The 15,941-nt window shown below is 72.2% G+C and carries 17 protein-coding genes; 10 read left to right on the plus strand and 7 right to left on the minus strand.

The genetic code is table 11. From position 1 onward, the window contains the following. The first annotated feature begins 50 nt into the window (after nucleotides 1-50). On the plus strand, nucleotides 51-1,673 hold the full coding sequence (locus tag LO762_RS06145) for a CocE/NonD family hydrolase (RefSeq protein ID WP_230613219.1): 1,623 nt from the start codon (nucleotides 51-53) through the stop codon (nucleotides 1,671-1,673). Between the two features lie 44 nt (nucleotides 1,674-1,717). Here the strand turns inward: LO762_RS06145 and LO762_RS06150 are convergent, their stop codons facing one another. After that, nucleotides 1,718-2,071, minus strand: a complete 354-nt coding sequence (locus LO762_RS06150) for a hypothetical protein (RefSeq protein WP_230613220.1) — start codon at nucleotides 2,069-2,071, stop codon at nucleotides 1,718-1,720. 106 nt (nucleotides 2,072-2,177) lie between these two features. Continuing rightward, nucleotides 2,178-2,501 (minus strand): PLD nuclease N-terminal domain-containing protein, encoded by a 324-nt coding sequence (locus LO762_RS06155; protein ID WP_230613221.1) that lies wholly within the window; start codon nucleotides 2,499-2,501, stop codon nucleotides 2,178-2,180. A gap of 89 nt (nucleotides 2,502-2,590) precedes the next feature. On the opposite strand from LO762_RS06155, the gene LO762_RS06160 reads away from it, so the two are divergent. The 5 genes from LO762_RS06160 (at nucleotide 2,591) to LO762_RS06180 (ending at nucleotide 6,838) form a co-directional block, all read left to right on the plus strand. Next, the gene (locus LO762_RS06160) at nucleotides 2,591-3,313 is read left to right on the plus strand and encodes a protein phosphatase 2C domain-containing protein (protein WP_230613222.1); all 723 of its coding nucleotides are present in this window, start codon (nucleotides 2,591-2,593) and stop codon (nucleotides 3,311-3,313) included. Nucleotides 3,314-3,436: 123 nt separating this feature from the next. Further along, entirely contained in the window at nucleotides 3,437-4,903 is a 1,467-nt protein-coding gene (locus tag LO762_RS06165; RefSeq protein WP_230613223.1) for a hypothetical protein, read from the plus strand. Continuing rightward, nucleotides 4,900-5,952 carry an acyltransferase family protein gene (locus LO762_RS06170; RefSeq protein ID WP_230613224.1) on the plus strand — a complete coding sequence of 351 codons (1,053 nt, stop codon included), beginning with the start codon at nucleotides 4,900-4,902 and terminating at the stop codon, nucleotides 5,950-5,952. Before LO762_RS06165 ends, LO762_RS06170 begins: the two co-directional genes overlap by 4 nt. 7 nt (nucleotides 5,953-5,959) lie before the next feature. Next, nucleotides 5,960-6,172: a DUF2277 family protein gene (locus LO762_RS06175; protein ID WP_230613225.1), complete on the plus strand. Its 213-nt coding sequence runs from the start codon at nucleotides 5,960-5,962 to the stop codon at nucleotides 6,170-6,172. 105 nt (nucleotides 6,173-6,277) lie between these two features. Continuing rightward, nucleotides 6,278-6,838: a hypothetical protein gene (locus tag LO762_RS06180; protein ID WP_230613226.1), complete on the plus strand. Its 561-nt coding sequence runs from the start codon at nucleotides 6,278-6,280 to the stop codon at nucleotides 6,836-6,838. On the opposite strand, the gene LO762_RS06185 is transcribed toward LO762_RS06180, so the two are convergent. Continuing rightward, the gene (locus LO762_RS06185; protein ID WP_230613227.1) at nucleotides 6,829-7,935 is read right to left on the minus strand and encodes a hypothetical protein; all 1,107 of its coding nucleotides are present in this window, start codon (nucleotides 7,933-7,935) and stop codon (nucleotides 6,829-6,831) included. The genes LO762_RS06180 and LO762_RS06185 overlap by 10 nt on opposite strands. 451 nt (nucleotides 7,936-8,386) lie before the next feature. Here LO762_RS06185 and LO762_RS06190 point away from each other — a divergent pair, with 451 nt between their 5' ends. The 4 genes from LO762_RS06190 to LO762_RS06205 all read left to right on the plus strand — a co-directional run bounded on the left by LO762_RS06190 (nucleotide 8,387) and on the right by LO762_RS06205 (nucleotide 11,068). Continuing rightward, the gene (locus LO762_RS06190) at nucleotides 8,387-9,151 is read left to right on the plus strand and encodes a helix-turn-helix transcriptional regulator (protein WP_230613228.1); all 765 of its coding nucleotides are present in this window, start codon (nucleotides 8,387-8,389) and stop codon (nucleotides 9,149-9,151) included. Then, nucleotides 9,148-9,324, plus strand: a complete 177-nt coding sequence (locus LO762_RS06195) for a DUF397 domain-containing protein (RefSeq protein WP_230613229.1) — start codon at nucleotides 9,148-9,150, stop codon at nucleotides 9,322-9,324. The genes LO762_RS06190 and LO762_RS06195 overlap by 4 nt, the downstream gene beginning before the upstream one ends. 86 nt (nucleotides 9,325-9,410) lie before the next feature. Then, nucleotides 9,411-9,587 (plus strand): DUF397 domain-containing protein, encoded by a 177-nt coding sequence (locus LO762_RS06200; protein WP_230613230.1) that lies wholly within the window; start codon nucleotides 9,411-9,413, stop codon nucleotides 9,585-9,587. Nucleotides 9,588-9,817: 230 nt separating this feature from the next. Then, nucleotides 9,818-11,068 (plus strand): threonine/serine exporter ThrE family protein, encoded by a 1,251-nt coding sequence (locus LO762_RS06205; RefSeq protein WP_255685136.1) that lies wholly within the window; start codon nucleotides 9,818-9,820, stop codon nucleotides 11,066-11,068. Here LO762_RS06205 and LO762_RS06210 read toward each other — a convergent pair. From LO762_RS06210 to LO762_RS06225, 4 genes are read right to left on the minus strand one after another with little or no spacing between them, the layout of a single operon-like run. Beyond that, nucleotides 11,065-12,378 carry an AAA domain-containing protein gene (locus LO762_RS06210; protein WP_230613231.1) on the minus strand — a complete coding sequence of 438 codons (1,314 nt, stop codon included), beginning with the start codon at nucleotides 12,376-12,378 and terminating at the stop codon, nucleotides 11,065-11,067. The genes LO762_RS06205 and LO762_RS06210 overlap by 4 nt on opposite strands. Continuing rightward, nucleotides 12,359-13,894 (minus strand): hypothetical protein, encoded by a 1,536-nt coding sequence (locus LO762_RS06215; RefSeq protein ID WP_230613232.1) that lies wholly within the window; start codon nucleotides 13,892-13,894, stop codon nucleotides 12,359-12,361. The genes LO762_RS06210 and LO762_RS06215 overlap by 20 nt, the downstream gene beginning before the upstream one ends. Next, nucleotides 13,891-15,000, minus strand: coding sequence for a hypothetical protein (locus tag LO762_RS06220; protein ID WP_230613233.1), 1,110 nt, complete (start codon nucleotides 14,998-15,000; stop codon nucleotides 13,891-13,893). The genes LO762_RS06215 and LO762_RS06220 overlap by 4 nt, the downstream gene beginning before the upstream one ends. Next, complete coding sequence (locus LO762_RS06225) at nucleotides 14,997-15,812, minus strand: hypothetical protein (RefSeq protein ID WP_230613234.1); 816 nt, start codon at nucleotides 15,810-15,812, stop codon at nucleotides 14,997-14,999. Before LO762_RS06225 ends, LO762_RS06220 begins: the two co-directional genes overlap by 4 nt. Between the last annotated feature and the right edge of the window lie 129 nt (nucleotides 15,813-15,941).

A 15,941-nucleotide genomic window follows, 5' to 3' on the forward strand; every position in this document is an offset into this window, starting at 1 on the left:
GGGGCGGTGGAGGGGCGGGGAATGTCGGGGGGCCGGGTTAGGGTCGGGGCATGGTGGTGGGACGGGTTCTGGAGCGGGTGTGGGGGTTGCCGCCCGCGTTGACGGCGCGGGTGCGGGTGCGGCGGGCGGTGCCGGTGGTGATGCCCGACGAGGTGGTGTTGCTGGCGGACGTGTACGAGCCGCAGGGGGTGAAGCACGCGCCGACGGTGTTGGTGCGGAGTCCGTATGGGCGGCGCGGGTGGGTGGAGCACGCGTGCGCGGTGCCGTTCGCGCGCCGGGGCTACCGGGTCGTCGTCCAGTCGGTCAGGGGCACGGGCGGGTCGGGCGGCGAGTTCGACCCGTTCGCGGAGCGGGCCGACGGCCTCGCCACGCTGGACTGGCTGGAGCGGCAGCCGTGGTGGGCGGGCCGGACACTGACGTTCGGGCCCAGCTATCTGGGGCTCGCCCAGTGGGCCGTCGCCGCCGAGGCGGGGGAGCGGCTGACGGCGATCGCCCCGTTCGCCGCCGCCTCCCAGTTCCGCGACCAGACGTACCTGGGCGAGGCGTTCACCCTGCGAGGCTGCCTCTCGTGGTCGGCGATGATGGCCAGGCGCGACCTCGGCCCGGTGCGCGGCCGGGTCGCGGCGCTGCGCGAGTCCCGCCGTCTGGAGCGCGCCTACCTGACGCTGCCTCTGGAGGAGGCCGACGTCGCGGTGCGCGGCGAGCCCATCCCGTGGTTCCGCGAGTGGCTCAGGCACGCCGACCCGGGCGACCCGTACTGGACCGACACCCGCGACCACCGCGCCCGCGTCGCCGACGTCACCGCTCCCGCGACGCTCGTCACGGGCTGGCACGACCTGTTCCTCCAGTCCCAGCTCGCCGACCACGCCGCCCTCACGAAGGCGGGCGCCCGCACCCGCCTCACCATCGGCCCGTGGACGCACACCTCACCGGCCCTGTTCGGCGCGGCGCTCCGCGACGCGCTCGACTGGTTCGGCACCCTCGCGCGCGGCGGCGTCCCCGACGGCGACCCGGTCCGCCTCCACCTCCAGAACGCCGACGAGTGGCGCGGCTACGCGTCATGGCCTCCACCGGCCGACAGCCGGGCCTTCTACCTGCATCCGGACGGCGCGCTGCGCGACGACCCGGGCAAGGAGGGCAGCACGTCCTTCACCTACGATCCCGCCGATCCGACCCCGGGTGTCGGCGGCCCGCTGCTCGGCCCCGGCGGCGGCCCGCGCGACCAGGCGGCCGTCGAGGTCCGCCCTGACGTGGCGCTCTGGACGTCGCCGCCGCTGCCCGCCGACCTCGACGTGGCGGGCCCGGTCTCCGCCGTGGTGCACCTGCGCTCGGCCCGCCCGCACGGCGACCTGCTCGTCCGGGTCTGCGACGTGGCCGCCGACGGCCGTTCCGTCCAGGTCTGTGACGGTCTCGTCCGCCTCACCCCCGACACGCACCCCGCCCGTGACGGCGTCCGCGAGGTCACGGTCGAGCTGTGGCCGACGGCCTGGCGGTTCCGCGCGGGCCACCGGATCCGCGTGCACGTCGCGGGCGGCTCGCACCCGAGGTTCGCCCGCAACCCCGGCACCGGCGAGCCCCTGGCCACCGCCCGCGAGACCGTCCCCCAACACCACGAGGTCCTGCACGGCCCGCCCCACCCGACGGCGGTCTTCCTCCCCGTCCTCCGCGCCTGACCCCGGGACGGCGCGGACGCCCCGGCGACGACGGCGCGGGGGCCTCAGGGTTCGGGGAAGCAGTTGGTGCCTACGACGGACTTGCCCGTGTTGTCGCGGTCGTAGACCGTGGTGCTGGTACAGCCCCAGATGCGGGGTTCGCCGGTGCCGGTGGAGCGGGTGATGATGATGCGGAGCGCGCCGCTGGTGGTGCCGGTGGGTTTGGCGCCGTTGGAGGCCGCGCACTTCACGCCGTGCACGACGGGCGGGTAGATCAGCGGGACGGGCCCGTCGGTGGCGCAGGTGTAGGTGGGCAGGTCGCTGGGCGCGGTCGGGAGCGCGCGGCTCGCGGCGGTGGGCGCGGCGGCGAGTAGGCCGACACTCACCGCGAAGACGGCGAAAGCGGACCAAAGGCGCATGGGTTCCTCCTGGGAGTCGCGGAAAGTAGCAAAGTTGCTACCATCGGCGACCCCGCAGTGGAGGCGCGGACACGCGCGGCGTGCGGCCGCCGGTCCGCGCCGCGCGTCAGGGCTCCTCGCCCTGCTGCTGCTCGCGCGCCTTGCGCCGCTGCTCCTCGACCCGCGCCTTCAGGCCGCGCAGGAACTCCTCGTCGTCGTCGGGCGCGACCGGCGTCGCGGGCGGGCGGCGGAGCGCCTCCCACGGCGGCCGGGGCCTGCCGAAGACGAGCCAGAGGATCGAGCCGACGTCGGGGATCAGCAGGACGACCACGAGCCACAGGAATTTGGGAAGATTCCTGACGTCCCCCGCGTCGGTGGTGAGGACGTCGAAGATGCAGAAGATCCAGAACGCGAGCAGGATCAGCCCGAAGCCACCGAAGAGCAGGGGCATGGTTCACGTCCTTTCGAAAGACCGGTCAGGCAAACGGTAGTCGAACCCGGGGCCTCCGGTGCGCGTCTGTGGAGGGAGAGGAGGCGGCCATGAAGGTGACGTGGGCGACGCGGGCGGTTCCGGAGCGGGACTGGCCCAACGAGGATTTTTTCGCCGCCGCCGAGGGCGCGGTGGTGGTGCTGGACGGATGCAGCCTGCCGCCCGGCACGGATCTGGGCTGCCGCCACGGCACCGCCTGGTACGCCCGCACGCTCGGCCTGGAACTGCTCGGCAGGATGCTGGACAACCCGCCCGTCCCCCTGGATAGGGGAAACGCCCTGCGGGCCTGTCTGGCGGGCGCGATCGAGGCGGTGGCGGCCCGGCACGCGGGCACCTGCGACCTGCGCCACCCGGCGACGCCCGCCGCGACGGTCCTGGCCCTGCGCGAGCGCCCCGAGGGCGTCGAGTACCTGGTCCTGGCCGATTCGGTCCTCCTCCTGGACTCCGGCGACAGTGTGGAGGTCGTCTCCCGCGAGTACGCCCGCACCTATGCCGCCGCCGACCCGGCCGCCGCGGCCCGCGCGATCACCGGCGCCCGCCCGCCGGGCGCCCTCCGCCGCGCCGCCCTCCTCACCGACGGCGCCACCCGCCTCGCCGACAAGTTCCACATCCTGGGTTGGCAAGATCTCCTCACCCTGCTGGCCACTGACGGCCCCCAGGCCCTCATCGACCGCACCCGGGCCGCCGAGGACGCCGACCCCGACTGCCACCGCTGGCCCCGCACCAAACGCCACGACGACGCCACCGCCACCCTCTGCCTCTTCGACCCCTGAGTTACCCAAGTGTCATGGGATTTCCAACATGATCCTCTTCGCCCTGATTTATAGTTGACACTTCATTGAGTGCGCAGGTCTTGGAGGCGGAAGGCCGCTGGGCCGTTCGTTTGCGAGGCTTGGGTGACCCGTCGACTTCCCACGGTGCTGGCCGCCGCGCTCGTCGGATGGGCCGCTGTCCTGTCCTTCGGCGCCCCCTGGGCGGGCGACACGCGGATCCACCTCGCGACCCTGCACGCGCTGATCGCCGACCCGTGGAGCCCGGCCGACCCCCTCGTCGGCCTGGCCGAGGGCAGCCCCTACTACTCGCCTTACGCCTACCTGCTCGCCCTCACAGCCAAAGCGGGAGGGTTCGCCCCGATCACGGTGCTGCGGGTCGCGGGGGTCCTCAACGTCGCGCTGTGGCTGTGGGCGCTCGCCCGGTTCACCCGCAGGCTCGGCGGGGGAGCGCGCACCACGGTCCTCGCCGTCGTCTTCTGCCTGCTGCTGTGGGGGCTGCACCCGCAGGCGTGGAGCGGCTTCACCGGCCTGTACTCGCTGTCGTGGACCATGGCCTACCCGAGCCTGTTCGCGACCGCCCTGATGCTCCTGGCCTGGGACGTCTTCCTTGACATCCGCTCGGGGCGTCCCGGATACGGCGCCCCCGCGCTGCTCGCCCTCGTGATGGCGGTGCTCGTCCTCGTCCATCCGTTCACGACCGTCGGGACGGCCCTGGGCCTCGTCGCGTTCGCGCTGGCCGACCCGCGCGCGACCCTGCGGCGTCCCGTCCTGGCGCCCGCCGCGCTCGCGGCCGTGGGGCTCGCGCTGCTGTGGCCGTTCTCCGACGTCACCGACCTCATGGCCGCCACCCCCGGCATGGCCGAGATCCACTGGACGCTCGTCGACGACCTGTGGGCCGACCACGGGCTCGCCCACTACGGCCTCGCTCTCGCCGGGCTGCCCGCGCTCGTCGCGCGCCGGAACCGGCCGCTCGGCAGGGAACTGCTCGTCCTGTTCGGCCTGGTCTGCGCGGTGCTCGCGGCCGCGTTCGCCGCCGGTTCGTGGGGGTTCGCCAGGACGCTGCCGGTCGCCGTCCTGCCCCTGCACCTGTCGCTCGCCGCCTGGTGCGGCGAGAGGGCCAGGCCACGGCTCGCCTGGGCGGCGGTCGGGGTCGCCTGCGCCGTCGGCCTGTACGGCAACCTGGGCGGCCTGACACGGCCCCTGTGGCGGCCCGTGGAGGCCGCGACGCTCGCCGAGTGGAAACAGCGCGACCCGGCCACCGGATACGCGCACCTGCTCGCCGAGATCCGGCCCGGTGACGTCGTCGCCGCGCAGACCGACTTCGCCGCCCGCGCCGTCAACGCGCGCGGCGGGCTTTCGCTCGTGCCCGGCTGGCCCTACCCGTGGGTGGACGCCGCCGCGCGCGAGGCCGACAACGCCGCCCTGTTCGCGGTGGGGACGCGGGCGGCAGACCGGTCCGCGATCGCCGCCCGGCACGGTGTCCGCTGTGTCCTCGCCGACCTCACGTCACCCGCGCTGGCGCCCGGCGCCCTGCCGGGGTTCGCCCTCGTCTCGACCGCACAAGGGGTGGGGCTGGCATGTCGCGCGTGAGCTCCCGCGAAGCCTACTTTGACAACGCGAAGTTCCTCATCGGCGGCCTCGTGGTCATGGGACACGCGATCGACTACATCGACCCGCCCCACGCGTTCGAGGCGTTCGAGATGGCCTGCGCGGCGTTCCGGATGCCGGTGTTCGCCTTCCTCGTCGGCTACTTCACCCAGGGCTTCCTGCGCTCGCACGGACGGGCCCGCAGGCTCGTCGCCAAGATCGCGATCGCGTACCTGATCTTCCTGCTGCTCTACCAGATCCTTGAGGCCGTCCTGAAGGACCTGCCCTTCGGCTACAACCCCCTCGACCCGTACGACCACCTGTGGTTCCTCACCGCGATGTTCGTCTGGCGCGGCGTCGCCCCGCTGTGGCTGCAACTGCGGCACCCCGTCGCGGTCGCGGTCTTTGTGTCGCTGGCGGCGGGCCTGGTCGAGCTGCAGGCGTTCACCAGGATCGTGTCGATGCTCCCGTTCGTGGTGCTCGGCCTCGTCGTCCGTCGGGAGCACCTGGAGCCGCTGCGCCGTCGCGGGGTGCGGGTGGCGGCCGGGGTCGTGCTGGCCGCCGAGTTCGCCGCGTTCCTCGTCCTCCTGCCCGACTACATCTCGGGCAAGGGCGTGCTCTACAACGCGTTCGCCAACTCCTACGCGGGCTCGGAGCTGTCGGCTCCGGTCGGTATGGGGGTGCGCGCGTTCTTCGTCGTCACCGCGCTGGTGGCGGGGGCCGCGGTGCTGTCGCTCGTCCCGACGCGGGAGGGGCTCGTCTCCCGGCTGGGCGGCCGCTCCCTGTACATGTACGTGCTGCACTACGGGGTCATCCAGGTGGCCGTCCGCCTCGGCTGGTTCGACCTGCTTCCGCAGGGCTTGGCCGGGGCGCTGATCGTCGTCGTGCTGGCGTTCGCGCTCGGCGCTGTGCTGTGCAGCCCGCCCGTGGCGAAGGTCTTCCACCGGCTCATGGAGCCGCCGACGTCCTGGCTCTTCGCCCGCCCGGCCCCGAAGCCGGAACCCGCCGCGCCCGTGGACGACGAACGGCGCACGGCCGGGGAGGGGCGATGATGGGAGTATGTGTAGGAGCATCAAGACGTTGCGGCCTCCGTTCGCGGACGAGGTGACCGAGGACGACGTGCGGGCGGCGGCGCTCCAGTACGTGCGGAAGATCTCGGGGTTCAGGGAGCCGGCGGCGCACAACGCCGAGGCGTTCGAGGAGGCGGTGGAGGCCGTGGCTCGGGCCACGGCCGAGCTGCTGGAGCGGATCGAGGTGCGGGGGAGGCGCTGAGCCTGGAGAAAGACCGGGGAAAAGCGGCGCGTCAGGAAATTTCCTGGAACGGGTCGGTGTCGTTAGTCTTGTGCGGATGCGGCGGGTGACCCCACGATGGTGACCATGGGTCAGGTGCCGGGGTTCGCACGGCCGCAGGAGGCGGTGTACGCCGAACTGACGGGCAAGGCGGTCTGGAAGCTTCTCGTCAAGGGATTCGAGCTGTATCTGTCCGGCGGCAAGCCGGTGCCGGAACAGGTACGGGTGTCGTCACAGCCGGGGTCGGCGCCCGTCTTCGCCGGTCAGACGGGTTTTGGGCTCCAACTGCCGCGCGCGGCGGTGCGGCGCGAGCCCGAGCGGGAGATCTTTGTGCGGGGCGAGCGCGGCAGACGCACCGGCATCGTGATCAGCGGCCCGTGCGCGGCCGTCGGCAGCCGGGTGATCGACGCGGCGTCACTCACCGCTTACGCGCGCCGCCTCACCTACGCGACGCTCTTCGACCCGCGCGACGCCGACTCGGCGGGCCCCGCGATCCGGGCCGCCAAATCGCTCAGCGACGTGGTGTTCCTCGACGCCGAGAAGGGCTTCGGCCTGGGCGTCGAACTGGACCGCGCCACCGGGACGCCGGTCGCGCCGCTCCTGGTCCGGATGGCCGACGGGAACACGGTGGTGCAGCTCTACCCGTGACGCAGCGCCCAGGTCGTCAGGTCGAACACCTGGTGCACGGGCAGCTCGCGCAGCAGCCCCGTCGCCGACACCGGGTCGGCGAGCAGGCCGCGCCGGTCCACGTCGAGGCTCTGCGCGGGCGTGAGGACGCCCGCGACGAGCGTGTCGGTGGTCCGGCTCACCACCAGGGGGCCGATCCGCGCTACGGCGCCCTCGGACTCGTGGAGGGCGCGCAGCAGTGCCGTCACCGAGGCGGCGTCGCCGGGCAGGCCGCCGCGCGAGGCGGTCAGGCCGTCGCCGATCGTCATGCTGATCAGCAGGGACGTGTAGCCGCCGCCGAGTTCTTCGAGCATCCGCCCGGTGAGGTAGTAGCGGGTGAGCCGTTCTTCGGCCTGCTTGAACCGGACGGTGAGGCCGCTGCCCTCCACGGCCCGCTCGTACACGTCGGCGAGGACCTCGCGCAGCGCCGGGTCCACCGACGTGAGCGACCCGGCGACGGTGCCGACGGGCACGGCGCCGTCGTCGAGCGTGGCGGCGAGGGAGCCTTCCAGCTCGCTCGACGTGTACTGGAGGAGGTCCGTGACGACGTCCTCGATCTCCTCCAAGGCCGTTGAGAGGTCACGGTGCAGTTCGAGGACGCGGCCTCTGTCCGTCTCCAGGTCGGCGATGCGGGTGAGGGCGGCCTCGACGCGGGCGTCTCCGTTGCCTCCGGCGATCGCGGGCACCGCGACGGGCACCGATGTCGCTTCCATGTCGGCGAGCCTGCCGCGCAGCTCGGCGAGGACGTCGCGCTGCTTCTCCAGCTCGTGCAGCCGGATCGCCTGCGCCCTGATGTACTCCTCGGCCCGGTGCAGCAGCGACGACATCTCGTCCAGTCTGCCGCCGTGCTGGCTGACCCGGAACCCCAGATCGGGGAGCATGCGCTGTTTGACCTCCGCGAGCTCGTCGTTCAGCTCACGTCCGGTGGACTCCAGCCGGTTGTGCTGGCGCAGCACGAGGTCGTGCAGGTCCCTGACCCGGCTGACGAACGCCTCCGCCTGGTACTTGGACTGCCTGCCCGCGTACAGTTCCAGAGCCCCGACTGCCACACAGAGCAGGACGAGGGCATAGGTCAGCATGCGCGCTCCTTGATCGGTTACCGCGACTTTAACCCAACGCCCCCACATCCGGTGCGCCGGAGAACGCGATCCACAGCCACCGCATGCAGCCACGAACGGCGGCCCCCACGACCCGCCCGACCCGCCCGCCCCACCCCGAACGCGGCGTCCGTGAACGGCGTGGGCGCGACTCCTCCGTGCGCCCTTACGAACGCCGCCTTGCTCTACTTTGTCGGTGAATATCGCTTTTGACGATGTAGGACCAGTGTGTTCGGTTGGTGTAAGTATCGTTCGTGCTGTTCGTCCGATTGGTCGCCGATTCCCCTTGGCTGGTTCCTTCTTTTGGTGGCGTGCTTGGCAAGACGCGGTTACCGTTGTCCTTGTTTGGCGTAAAACCGGGAAACGGAGAAGGGCGGTACGTGTCGTGTTCAACCTCAGGGAGTCACCCGATCCGCGCGGCAATCTGTGGGACATGAGCGCCTTCTACCTGCGGTTCTTCCGGATGCACAACGGCCACTCCGGCGACACCGTCGCGAAGTGGCTCAACTGCTCGCGGGCCACGGTTTCCCGGATGGAAACCGGCGACGCGAAGCTTGACGAGCGCCACGCGGCGATCTTGGACGCGAAGTGGAAGCTGGCCACACTGTTCCAGGATCTCGTCTGGTACGCCCGTTTGGGGGGAGATCCGAACTGGGCGAAGAATTATGTCCAGTTTGAGCAGATCGCAACGGGTGTCTGGATGTATGAAGGGCAGGTCGTCCCACTGCTGCTCCAGACCGAGGACTACATGAGGGCGCTGGTCCTCCGAGGCGGAGCCCGCGACCCGGAGAAAACGTTCTCGGATCGGCGAAAGCGACAGGCGATCCTTGACGAAGGAGGCGCGAGCCCGTTCCTGTGGGTCCTCATCGCGGAGACGGTGCTCGGCCCGCACGTCGGTGGGCGCGAGGTGATGCGCAAGCAACTCGCCCACCTCATCGAACTGTCCCATCGACCGAAGATCATTCTTCGCGTGGTCCCCAACACCGCTGGCGCGAACGAAGGTCTGGACGGCCCCTTCAAGATCATCGCCGGGCCCCGGGGCGACGTAGGGTTCATCGAGGCGAAGGTCGACGGCCGACTCGTCACCCAGGTCGCCGAGGTCGCCATGCTCAAGCACCAGTTCGACCTCATCGGCTCGGACGCGCTATCGGTAGACTCGTCCAGAAGACTGATCGGTGAGCTCATGGAGAAGATATGACTATCTGGCGCAAGAGCAGCTACTCCACACAGGGCGTGAGTGAGCACTGCCTGGAGTTGGCCGTGTTCCGCAACCGCGTCGGCGTCCGGGACTCCAAGAACCCCGAGCTCGGCCACCAGACGCTCACCCCCGAGACGTTCGGCGCGCTGGTCCACGCCCTCAAGATGTCCTAGCCCCACAATCGCCCTTACCGAGCACGCGAGGCCCCAGCCTTCTGGGGCCTTTTGCGAAGGTCGACGGCCGAGCTGATGGAGAAGATATGACTATCTGGCGCAAGAGCAGCTACTCCACCGAGGGCGTGAGTGAGCACTGCCTGGAGTTGGCCGTGTTCCGCAACCGCGTCGGCGTCCGGGACTCCAAGAACCCCGAGCTCGGCCACCAGACGCTCGCCCCCGAGACGTTCGGCGCGCTGATCCACGCCCTCAAGGCGTCCTAGCCCCCATATCGCCCCCACCGAGCACGCGAGGCCCCAGCTTTCTGGGGCCTTTTTGTTGCCTTGTTCGTCCTTCCATGAGGGGCTGGTCGCTTGGGGGTGTGGACGGGTGTTATCGCAAAGAGTTCGTCAGTCCCGACAGGGGTGAGCGCTGTCCCGGCGTTCGGTGGCTACGCTCGCGGCCGGGGAGGGTGCGGGTGCAGCAGGAGCGGGATCACGCGGCGTATTTGGCGATGGAGTTGGCGTTGCGGGTGGGGGAGTTGATGTTGGCGGGTGGGGAGTCGGCGGAAAGTGTGGAGCGGGCTGTTATGGGGTTTGGGCGGGCATTTGGGATGCCGGTGAGGTCTGAGGTTAATGTGACGCTTTCGGCGATTTCGGTGTCGTATCTGCCGGGGCATGGGAAGCCGCCGGTGACGGGGGAGCGGACGATTCGGCGGCGGGTGGCGGACTTTACGAGGCTGGTTGAGGTGGATCGGCTGACCGCTGAGGCCGTCGCGGGGAGGTTGACGATCGAGGAGGCGTCCGAGCGGCTGCGGAAGATCATCGCGGATCCGGGGCCGTACCCGTGGTGGGCGCACGCGCCCGCGTTGGCGGTGCTGGCCGGGGCGGGCGCGGTGCTCGTCGGGGGCGGGGCGCTGTCGGCGCTCGCCGCGTTCGCCGCCACCCTGCTGGGCGACCGGGCCGCCGCGCGGCTCGGCTCCCGAGGCGTCTCGGAGTTCCTCCAGACGGCCGTCGCCGCCTGCATCGCCGCGACGCTCGCCGCCCTGCTCGTCTGGCTCGACGTGGACGTCGCGGCCGGGGCCGTCATCATCGGCGTGGTGATCGCGCTGATCCCCGGCCGCGCGCTCGTCGCGAGCATGCAGGACGGCATCGCGGGCGACTACGTGACGGGCTCGATCCGGCTCATCGAGGCGCTGTTCATCATCGCGGCGATCCTCAGCGGCGTCGGGTTCACCATCTACGTCGCGGCCCGGCTCGGCGTGCCCATCTCGCTGGAGCACCTGCCGCTGGCGCGGCTCGCCGAACGCAGCTCGATCCTCGCCGCCGGGGTGATCTCGGCGGCGTTCGCGGTGCACGTCATCGCGCCGCCCGCCTGGGTCGCGCCCGCCGCGCTCGGCGGCATGGTGAGCTGGACGATCTTCACCTGGCTGCTGCGCGGCGACGTCGCGGCGGCCGCGGCGGCCCTGGTCGCGACGCTCGTGGTAGGGCTGTTCATGACGGCGCTGGCCCGCTACCGGGGCGTCCCGCCGGTCGTGGCGGTGGTGCCGTGCGTCGCGCCCCTCATGCCCGGCACGCTCATGTACCGGGGCCTCCTGGAGGTCACCACCGACCACACCGAGACGGGCCTCGTCACCCTCGTGGAGGCGGTCTCGACGGCGCTGGCGCTCGGCGCGGGCGTCATCCTCGGCGGCGAGTTCCTCCGCGTCATCCGGCCCGTCCGCGTCACCGCCGCCAAGGTCATCGCCCGGCGACGGCGACGTTAGGCCGTCACCTTGTAGTCGTCCAGGTGAGCGAGGACGGACTGGTTGGCCTCCCAGCCGTCCGGGAACTTGATCGGGAGCCCGAGGTGGACGGGCCCGGTCGAGGGGTGGGCGTCCAGGAGGTCGGGGATCCCGGCGCGGGCGACGACGACGCAGGCGTGCCGGTGCCGTGAGGTGAGCACGCACAGGCGGCCCGCCTGGAGGTGGAACTCGGTGGCGTCCCGGCGGCCCGACAGGGGGTGCAGCACGACCGTCACGTCGTACTCGCGGCCCTGGAGCCGGTTGGCGGTGTCCACGGTGATCCCGGTGCCGGCGAGCCGTGCCTTGACCGCCGCGACCTGGTCGCGGTGGGCCGCGCCGACGGCGATCCGCTCGGCCGTGACGGCCTTCTCGGACCCGTCGGCGGTGGCGACGGCCCCGCGCTGGAGGATCCGGGTCGCCAGTGCGGCCGTCGCGGTGACGGCCTCCGAGTCCGTCCGGATGGTGTGCCTTCGGGGGAGTTCGTACAGGCTCCAGCCGGAAGCTGCGGCGATGTCCAGCGCGTCGTCGAACGCGCCCATGCCCGCCGCCTCGAACCGCAGCAGCCGGTCCCCGTGCCCGGTGCCCGCCCGGAACCCGGTGTACGGGTAGAACGCGTCGGAGACGACGGGCGCCGCCGAAGCCGGAAGCCGCCACGACACCGGAAGCCGATGCACCGGAAGGTCCGGATTGTGCGCGAGCAGCACCGAGACGGCCGACTGCGTGGGGTCCCACGACTGCCCGGCCCAGCGGCCGGAGTCCACCGTGGAGAACGGGTCCAACTGCCCCGGATCGCCCACAAAAAGGGCGCGCTCGAACCGGGCGGCGATCCGCAGCAGGGCGTCCGAGCGCATCTGGTACGCCTCGTCCACGATCGCCCACGACCAGGTGCCGTCGGCGACCGTCGCCCACTTCGCCGCGGTCGCGATCACCAGCGGCACCCCGGCCAGCGCGTCGATCTTCGGGCTGACCAGCACGTTCGGCCGCTTGACGCGCTCGGTGGGCTGGTAGTCGCCCGCCGAGAGCCGTCCGATGACCAGCTCGGACGTCTTCGCGCACAGCCGCTCGATCAGGTCGTCCACCTGCTCGTTGGTCTGCGCGACGATCATCAGCCGCTCGCCCGCGTCCGTCAGGTGCAGCGCCGCCTTCACCACGAGCGTGGACTTGCCCGCGCCGGGCGGCGAGTCCACCACGACGCCGCGATGGCTCCCGTCGGCGAGGTCGGCGAGCACCCCCGCGACTGCCGCGTCGGCGAGCGCGCCAGCCGTCCCCAGGTCAGGCGTCTTCGCGCTCATGGGTCATCTCCTCGGCTGCCGTCTCGTTCGGCTCGGTCCGGTCCTCGGGCGGGCCGCCGTGCGTCCAGGGGGTCTCCTCCGGCTCGGGCAGCGACCCGCCGGGCCGGAACTCGTCGGCGAAGGTGGTGAAGCACAGCCGCTGGCCCTGTTCGGGGATCGAGCCGGGCAGTGGCTTGCGCGCGTTGCCCATGCCGTTCTCGATCCGCAGCGTGACGGTGTCGCCGTCCACCTCCAGCACCGCGGCCTTCTGGGTGCGGGACGCGTTGTGCACGGTCATGCCGGGCTCGATCCGGAGCCTGTCGGGGGTGATGAGCTGGACGAGCGGCCTGCGCAACCCCTTCTCGTTGACGTTGTCCGGGTCGGTCCAGACGACCTCGCCCCTGAACGCCTCGCCCGTGAGCCGGTGTTCGGCCATGACGAGGGGGTCGTCCAGCGCGCGCTGGACGGTGTACCGGGAGGCCGCGCCCTCCAGGGACGCCAGCCTGCGCGCCGCCGCCACGGCCCCGTCATGCCGGGCCTGAGGCAGGCCCTCGTCCAACGACTCCTCGAAGTTGGTGAAGGACTGCCGGTCGCCTTCGAACCGCGCTGGCACGTGCGCCGCCTCGGGCAGCTCCCGCAGCAGCCCGACCGCGTGCCACATGAGCCGCCACGTCGGCTCCATCTGCTCGGTGAGCCGGGCCCGCAACAGCTCCTCGGCGTGCTCGCGGGCCGGGCCCTCGGGCGCGGTGTCGTAGACGGCGATCGTGGGCGCGAGGACCTCGTTGTCGAACGTCGGGTCGGTGGTGGGCCCGGCGGGCGGCACGGTCAGCGGGTCCTCGGCGAGCGTCGCCATGTCCTGACCCGTCCGGTACCGCTCGGGCGACGGCGCGCCCATCAGCCCGGCGAGCCGTGGCCCGGGGTCGATCCAGCCGAGCAGGGCGGCGAGGTTGCCGTCCTCCATCGAGCTCTGCCCGGACGCCCAGTGCTGGGCGAGCAGCTCCGTCATCGCGCACAGGGCGGACGCGCCCGGGTAGTCCGACCTGTCGGCGAACCAGGTGAGCCAGCGGCCGAGCACCGGCACCTCGGGCGCGACCGGCCACTCGCCCTCGGTCTGCCGGAACCGGGTGGCCCGGCCCGCCAGCCGCAGGAACTCGATCGCGGGCCGGTTCGGCACGAGGATCTGCGGCGCGTCCAGGTACCGCTCGTAGGTCTCGCCCTTGCGCTCGCCGCGCTTGATCTCGATCGTCTCGGCGTTCTCGGTGGCCGCCGCGACCTCGCCGAGCACGATCCGGCCGAGTTCGGCGAAGAACGCGAACCGCAGGTCGCGGTTGCGCGGCTGCGGCACGAGCAGGACGCGCGCCTTGTCGGGGTGGTTGCCGACCATCGCGGCGAGCGGGGCGGCGGCCTCGCCCGCCAGCCGGAGCGGGATGAGGACGAGCGGGTCCTGGGCGAGCCGGACGTGCCGGACGCTCGCGAGCGGCACCGCGCGGCCGTCCCGCAGCGCCTTCATCCGCGCCACCGCGCCGAGCATGCTCATCCGACGTGCTCCCGCTGCTCAAGCTGCTCCAGGAGGAGGCGGTGCGCGTCGCGCAGCTCCTCGGCGACCTCTTCGAGCGCCGGGTCGTGCGGCGGCTCGCCCTCGGCGATGCGCAGCGCCCGGGCCAGGTCGGTGATGCCGCCGAGCTGGTCGCCGAGCTGGCGGCCCAGCAGGTCGGTGGACGCGCACGCGCGCGCCTCGGCCCGGCAGTACAGGGACAGGTCGCAGTGCGCGCGGCAGCCCGGCATGTAGCGGGCCGGGACGCGCGGCAGGGACTCGGCGAGGCCGTCGCCGGGCTCCAGCGTGAGGTCCTCGGGCAGCTCGGCGAGCAGCTCCTCGATCCGCTGCATGCGCTGGAGCTGGCGGCGGATGACCCCGAGCTGCGGCCGGACGTCCAGCAGCGTCGCGGTCGGCCGGTTGGTGAAGTTCTCCGGGCAGACCAGGACGACCCGGTCGGCGACCAGCTCCTCGTCGTAGCCCAGTTCCGTCATCATCAGCCGTAGCGCGAGCACGTACACGGCCGCCTGCCTTGCCGCCGCCGCGACCTGCTCGGGGTTGGCCCGCCCGTCCACCACCGGGAACGACTTGATCTCGACGACGTGGAAGGCGCCCTGCGAGCGGAACGCGATGACGTCGGGCTCCAGGTAGACCGGGTGCCCGCCGACCTCCACCCGCAGCAGCGGATGGTCGAACAGCGTGCCCTCACCCTCGACGGCCCGCTTGAGTAGCTGCTTGGTGCGGGCGTAGCGGACCTCGCGGCTGACGTTGCCGCCGACCTCCTCCAGGTCGGCGTACTCCGACTCGGCCACGGGCAGCCCCAGCTTGTCGCGGAGCAGGCCGTACAGGGCGGCGCACCCGTCGGCCTTGACCGTCGCCTCGAAGGCGTTGCCGCGGGTGATCGCGAACTGGGACTGGCCGAAGCGCGGCGGATGCCCGAGGAACCTGGCGATCTCGGCCTTGTCGGCGCCCGCGGCGTCCAGGAGGGCGCGCCGCCTGCATCCGGGGTTGGTGGTGAGCGCGGCGATGCTGCGCGCGTCGTGGTTGCGGGGCGGGGCGTCGCCGCGCATCCTGTCCAGCCGTGCCTCCACGGCCTCCAGCGCGCTCATGAGCCGAGTCCCAGCGCGCGGGTGTTCTGGAGCCTGGCCCCGAACAGCTGGGCCACCGGGTCGAGCTGCCGGGCGGCCCGCTCGGCGGCCTCCGCCCGGTGTTCGGCGTCGGCGTCGCGGTGCACGTCCAACTCGGCGTGCGCGGCGGCCCTGACGGCCGAGAGGTCGACGGTGCCCTGCGCGCCCGTCGCGCGCGGGATGCCCGCCGCGAAGCGCCACAGCAGCCGTCGCGCGGCGGGGCCCGGCTCGGCGTCGAGCCGCTCCAGCTGCTCGGTGACCCGGACGGCGGCCGTGAGGAAGTCCACGCGGGGGCTCAGCGGGCCGACCATGCGGGTGGCGGCGGGCCAGGTGCTCACCGCGAGCAGCCCGCGCGCCGGAGCCAGCAGATCGGACGTGAGCGCCGCGCAGAGGTAGAACGGCCTGGTGTGCGGGCCCGAGCGGAACGAGCGCTCCTCGTCGCGGCGCAGGCTGGTGAGCTGGCCGGAGCCCAGCGCGCCGGAGAAGAACGCCTCGTGCACGCCGAGGATCAGCTTGGGCGCGGCCGGGACGCCGAGCAGGGTCAGCGCGTGGTGCACCTGGTCGCGCACCGGGATCATCCGCTGCGGCGCGGGCGCGGCCGGGGCCATCACGGCGGTGTCCCAGGCGTGCTCCAGGCGGCGCAGCTCGGCGCGCAGGACCCGGGCGCCCGCCCGGTCGCCGCGGCCGACGGCGCGGCGCACCTCGGCGCGCAGCGCGGCGATGCGCTGTTCCAGCAGGTCGGCGGACTCGGGCTCGGCTGCCTCGGCCGGGGGAAGTCCGGGGGAAGGCGACATGCAGCGGAGCGTACCGGAAGTTCCCAGGAGTTCCAGGGTTTTCCAGTGACCTCAGGCGTGTCGCCCGGCTATCACGAAGAAAGTTCGGTAAACGGCGGATGGCCCTTTACGGCCGTCCCTGTTGTCAGA

This window comes from Actinocorallia sp. API 0066, assembly GCF_020991275.1.
Taxonomy (GTDB): domain Bacteria; phylum Actinomycetota; class Actinomycetes; order Streptosporangiales; family Streptosporangiaceae; genus Actinocorallia.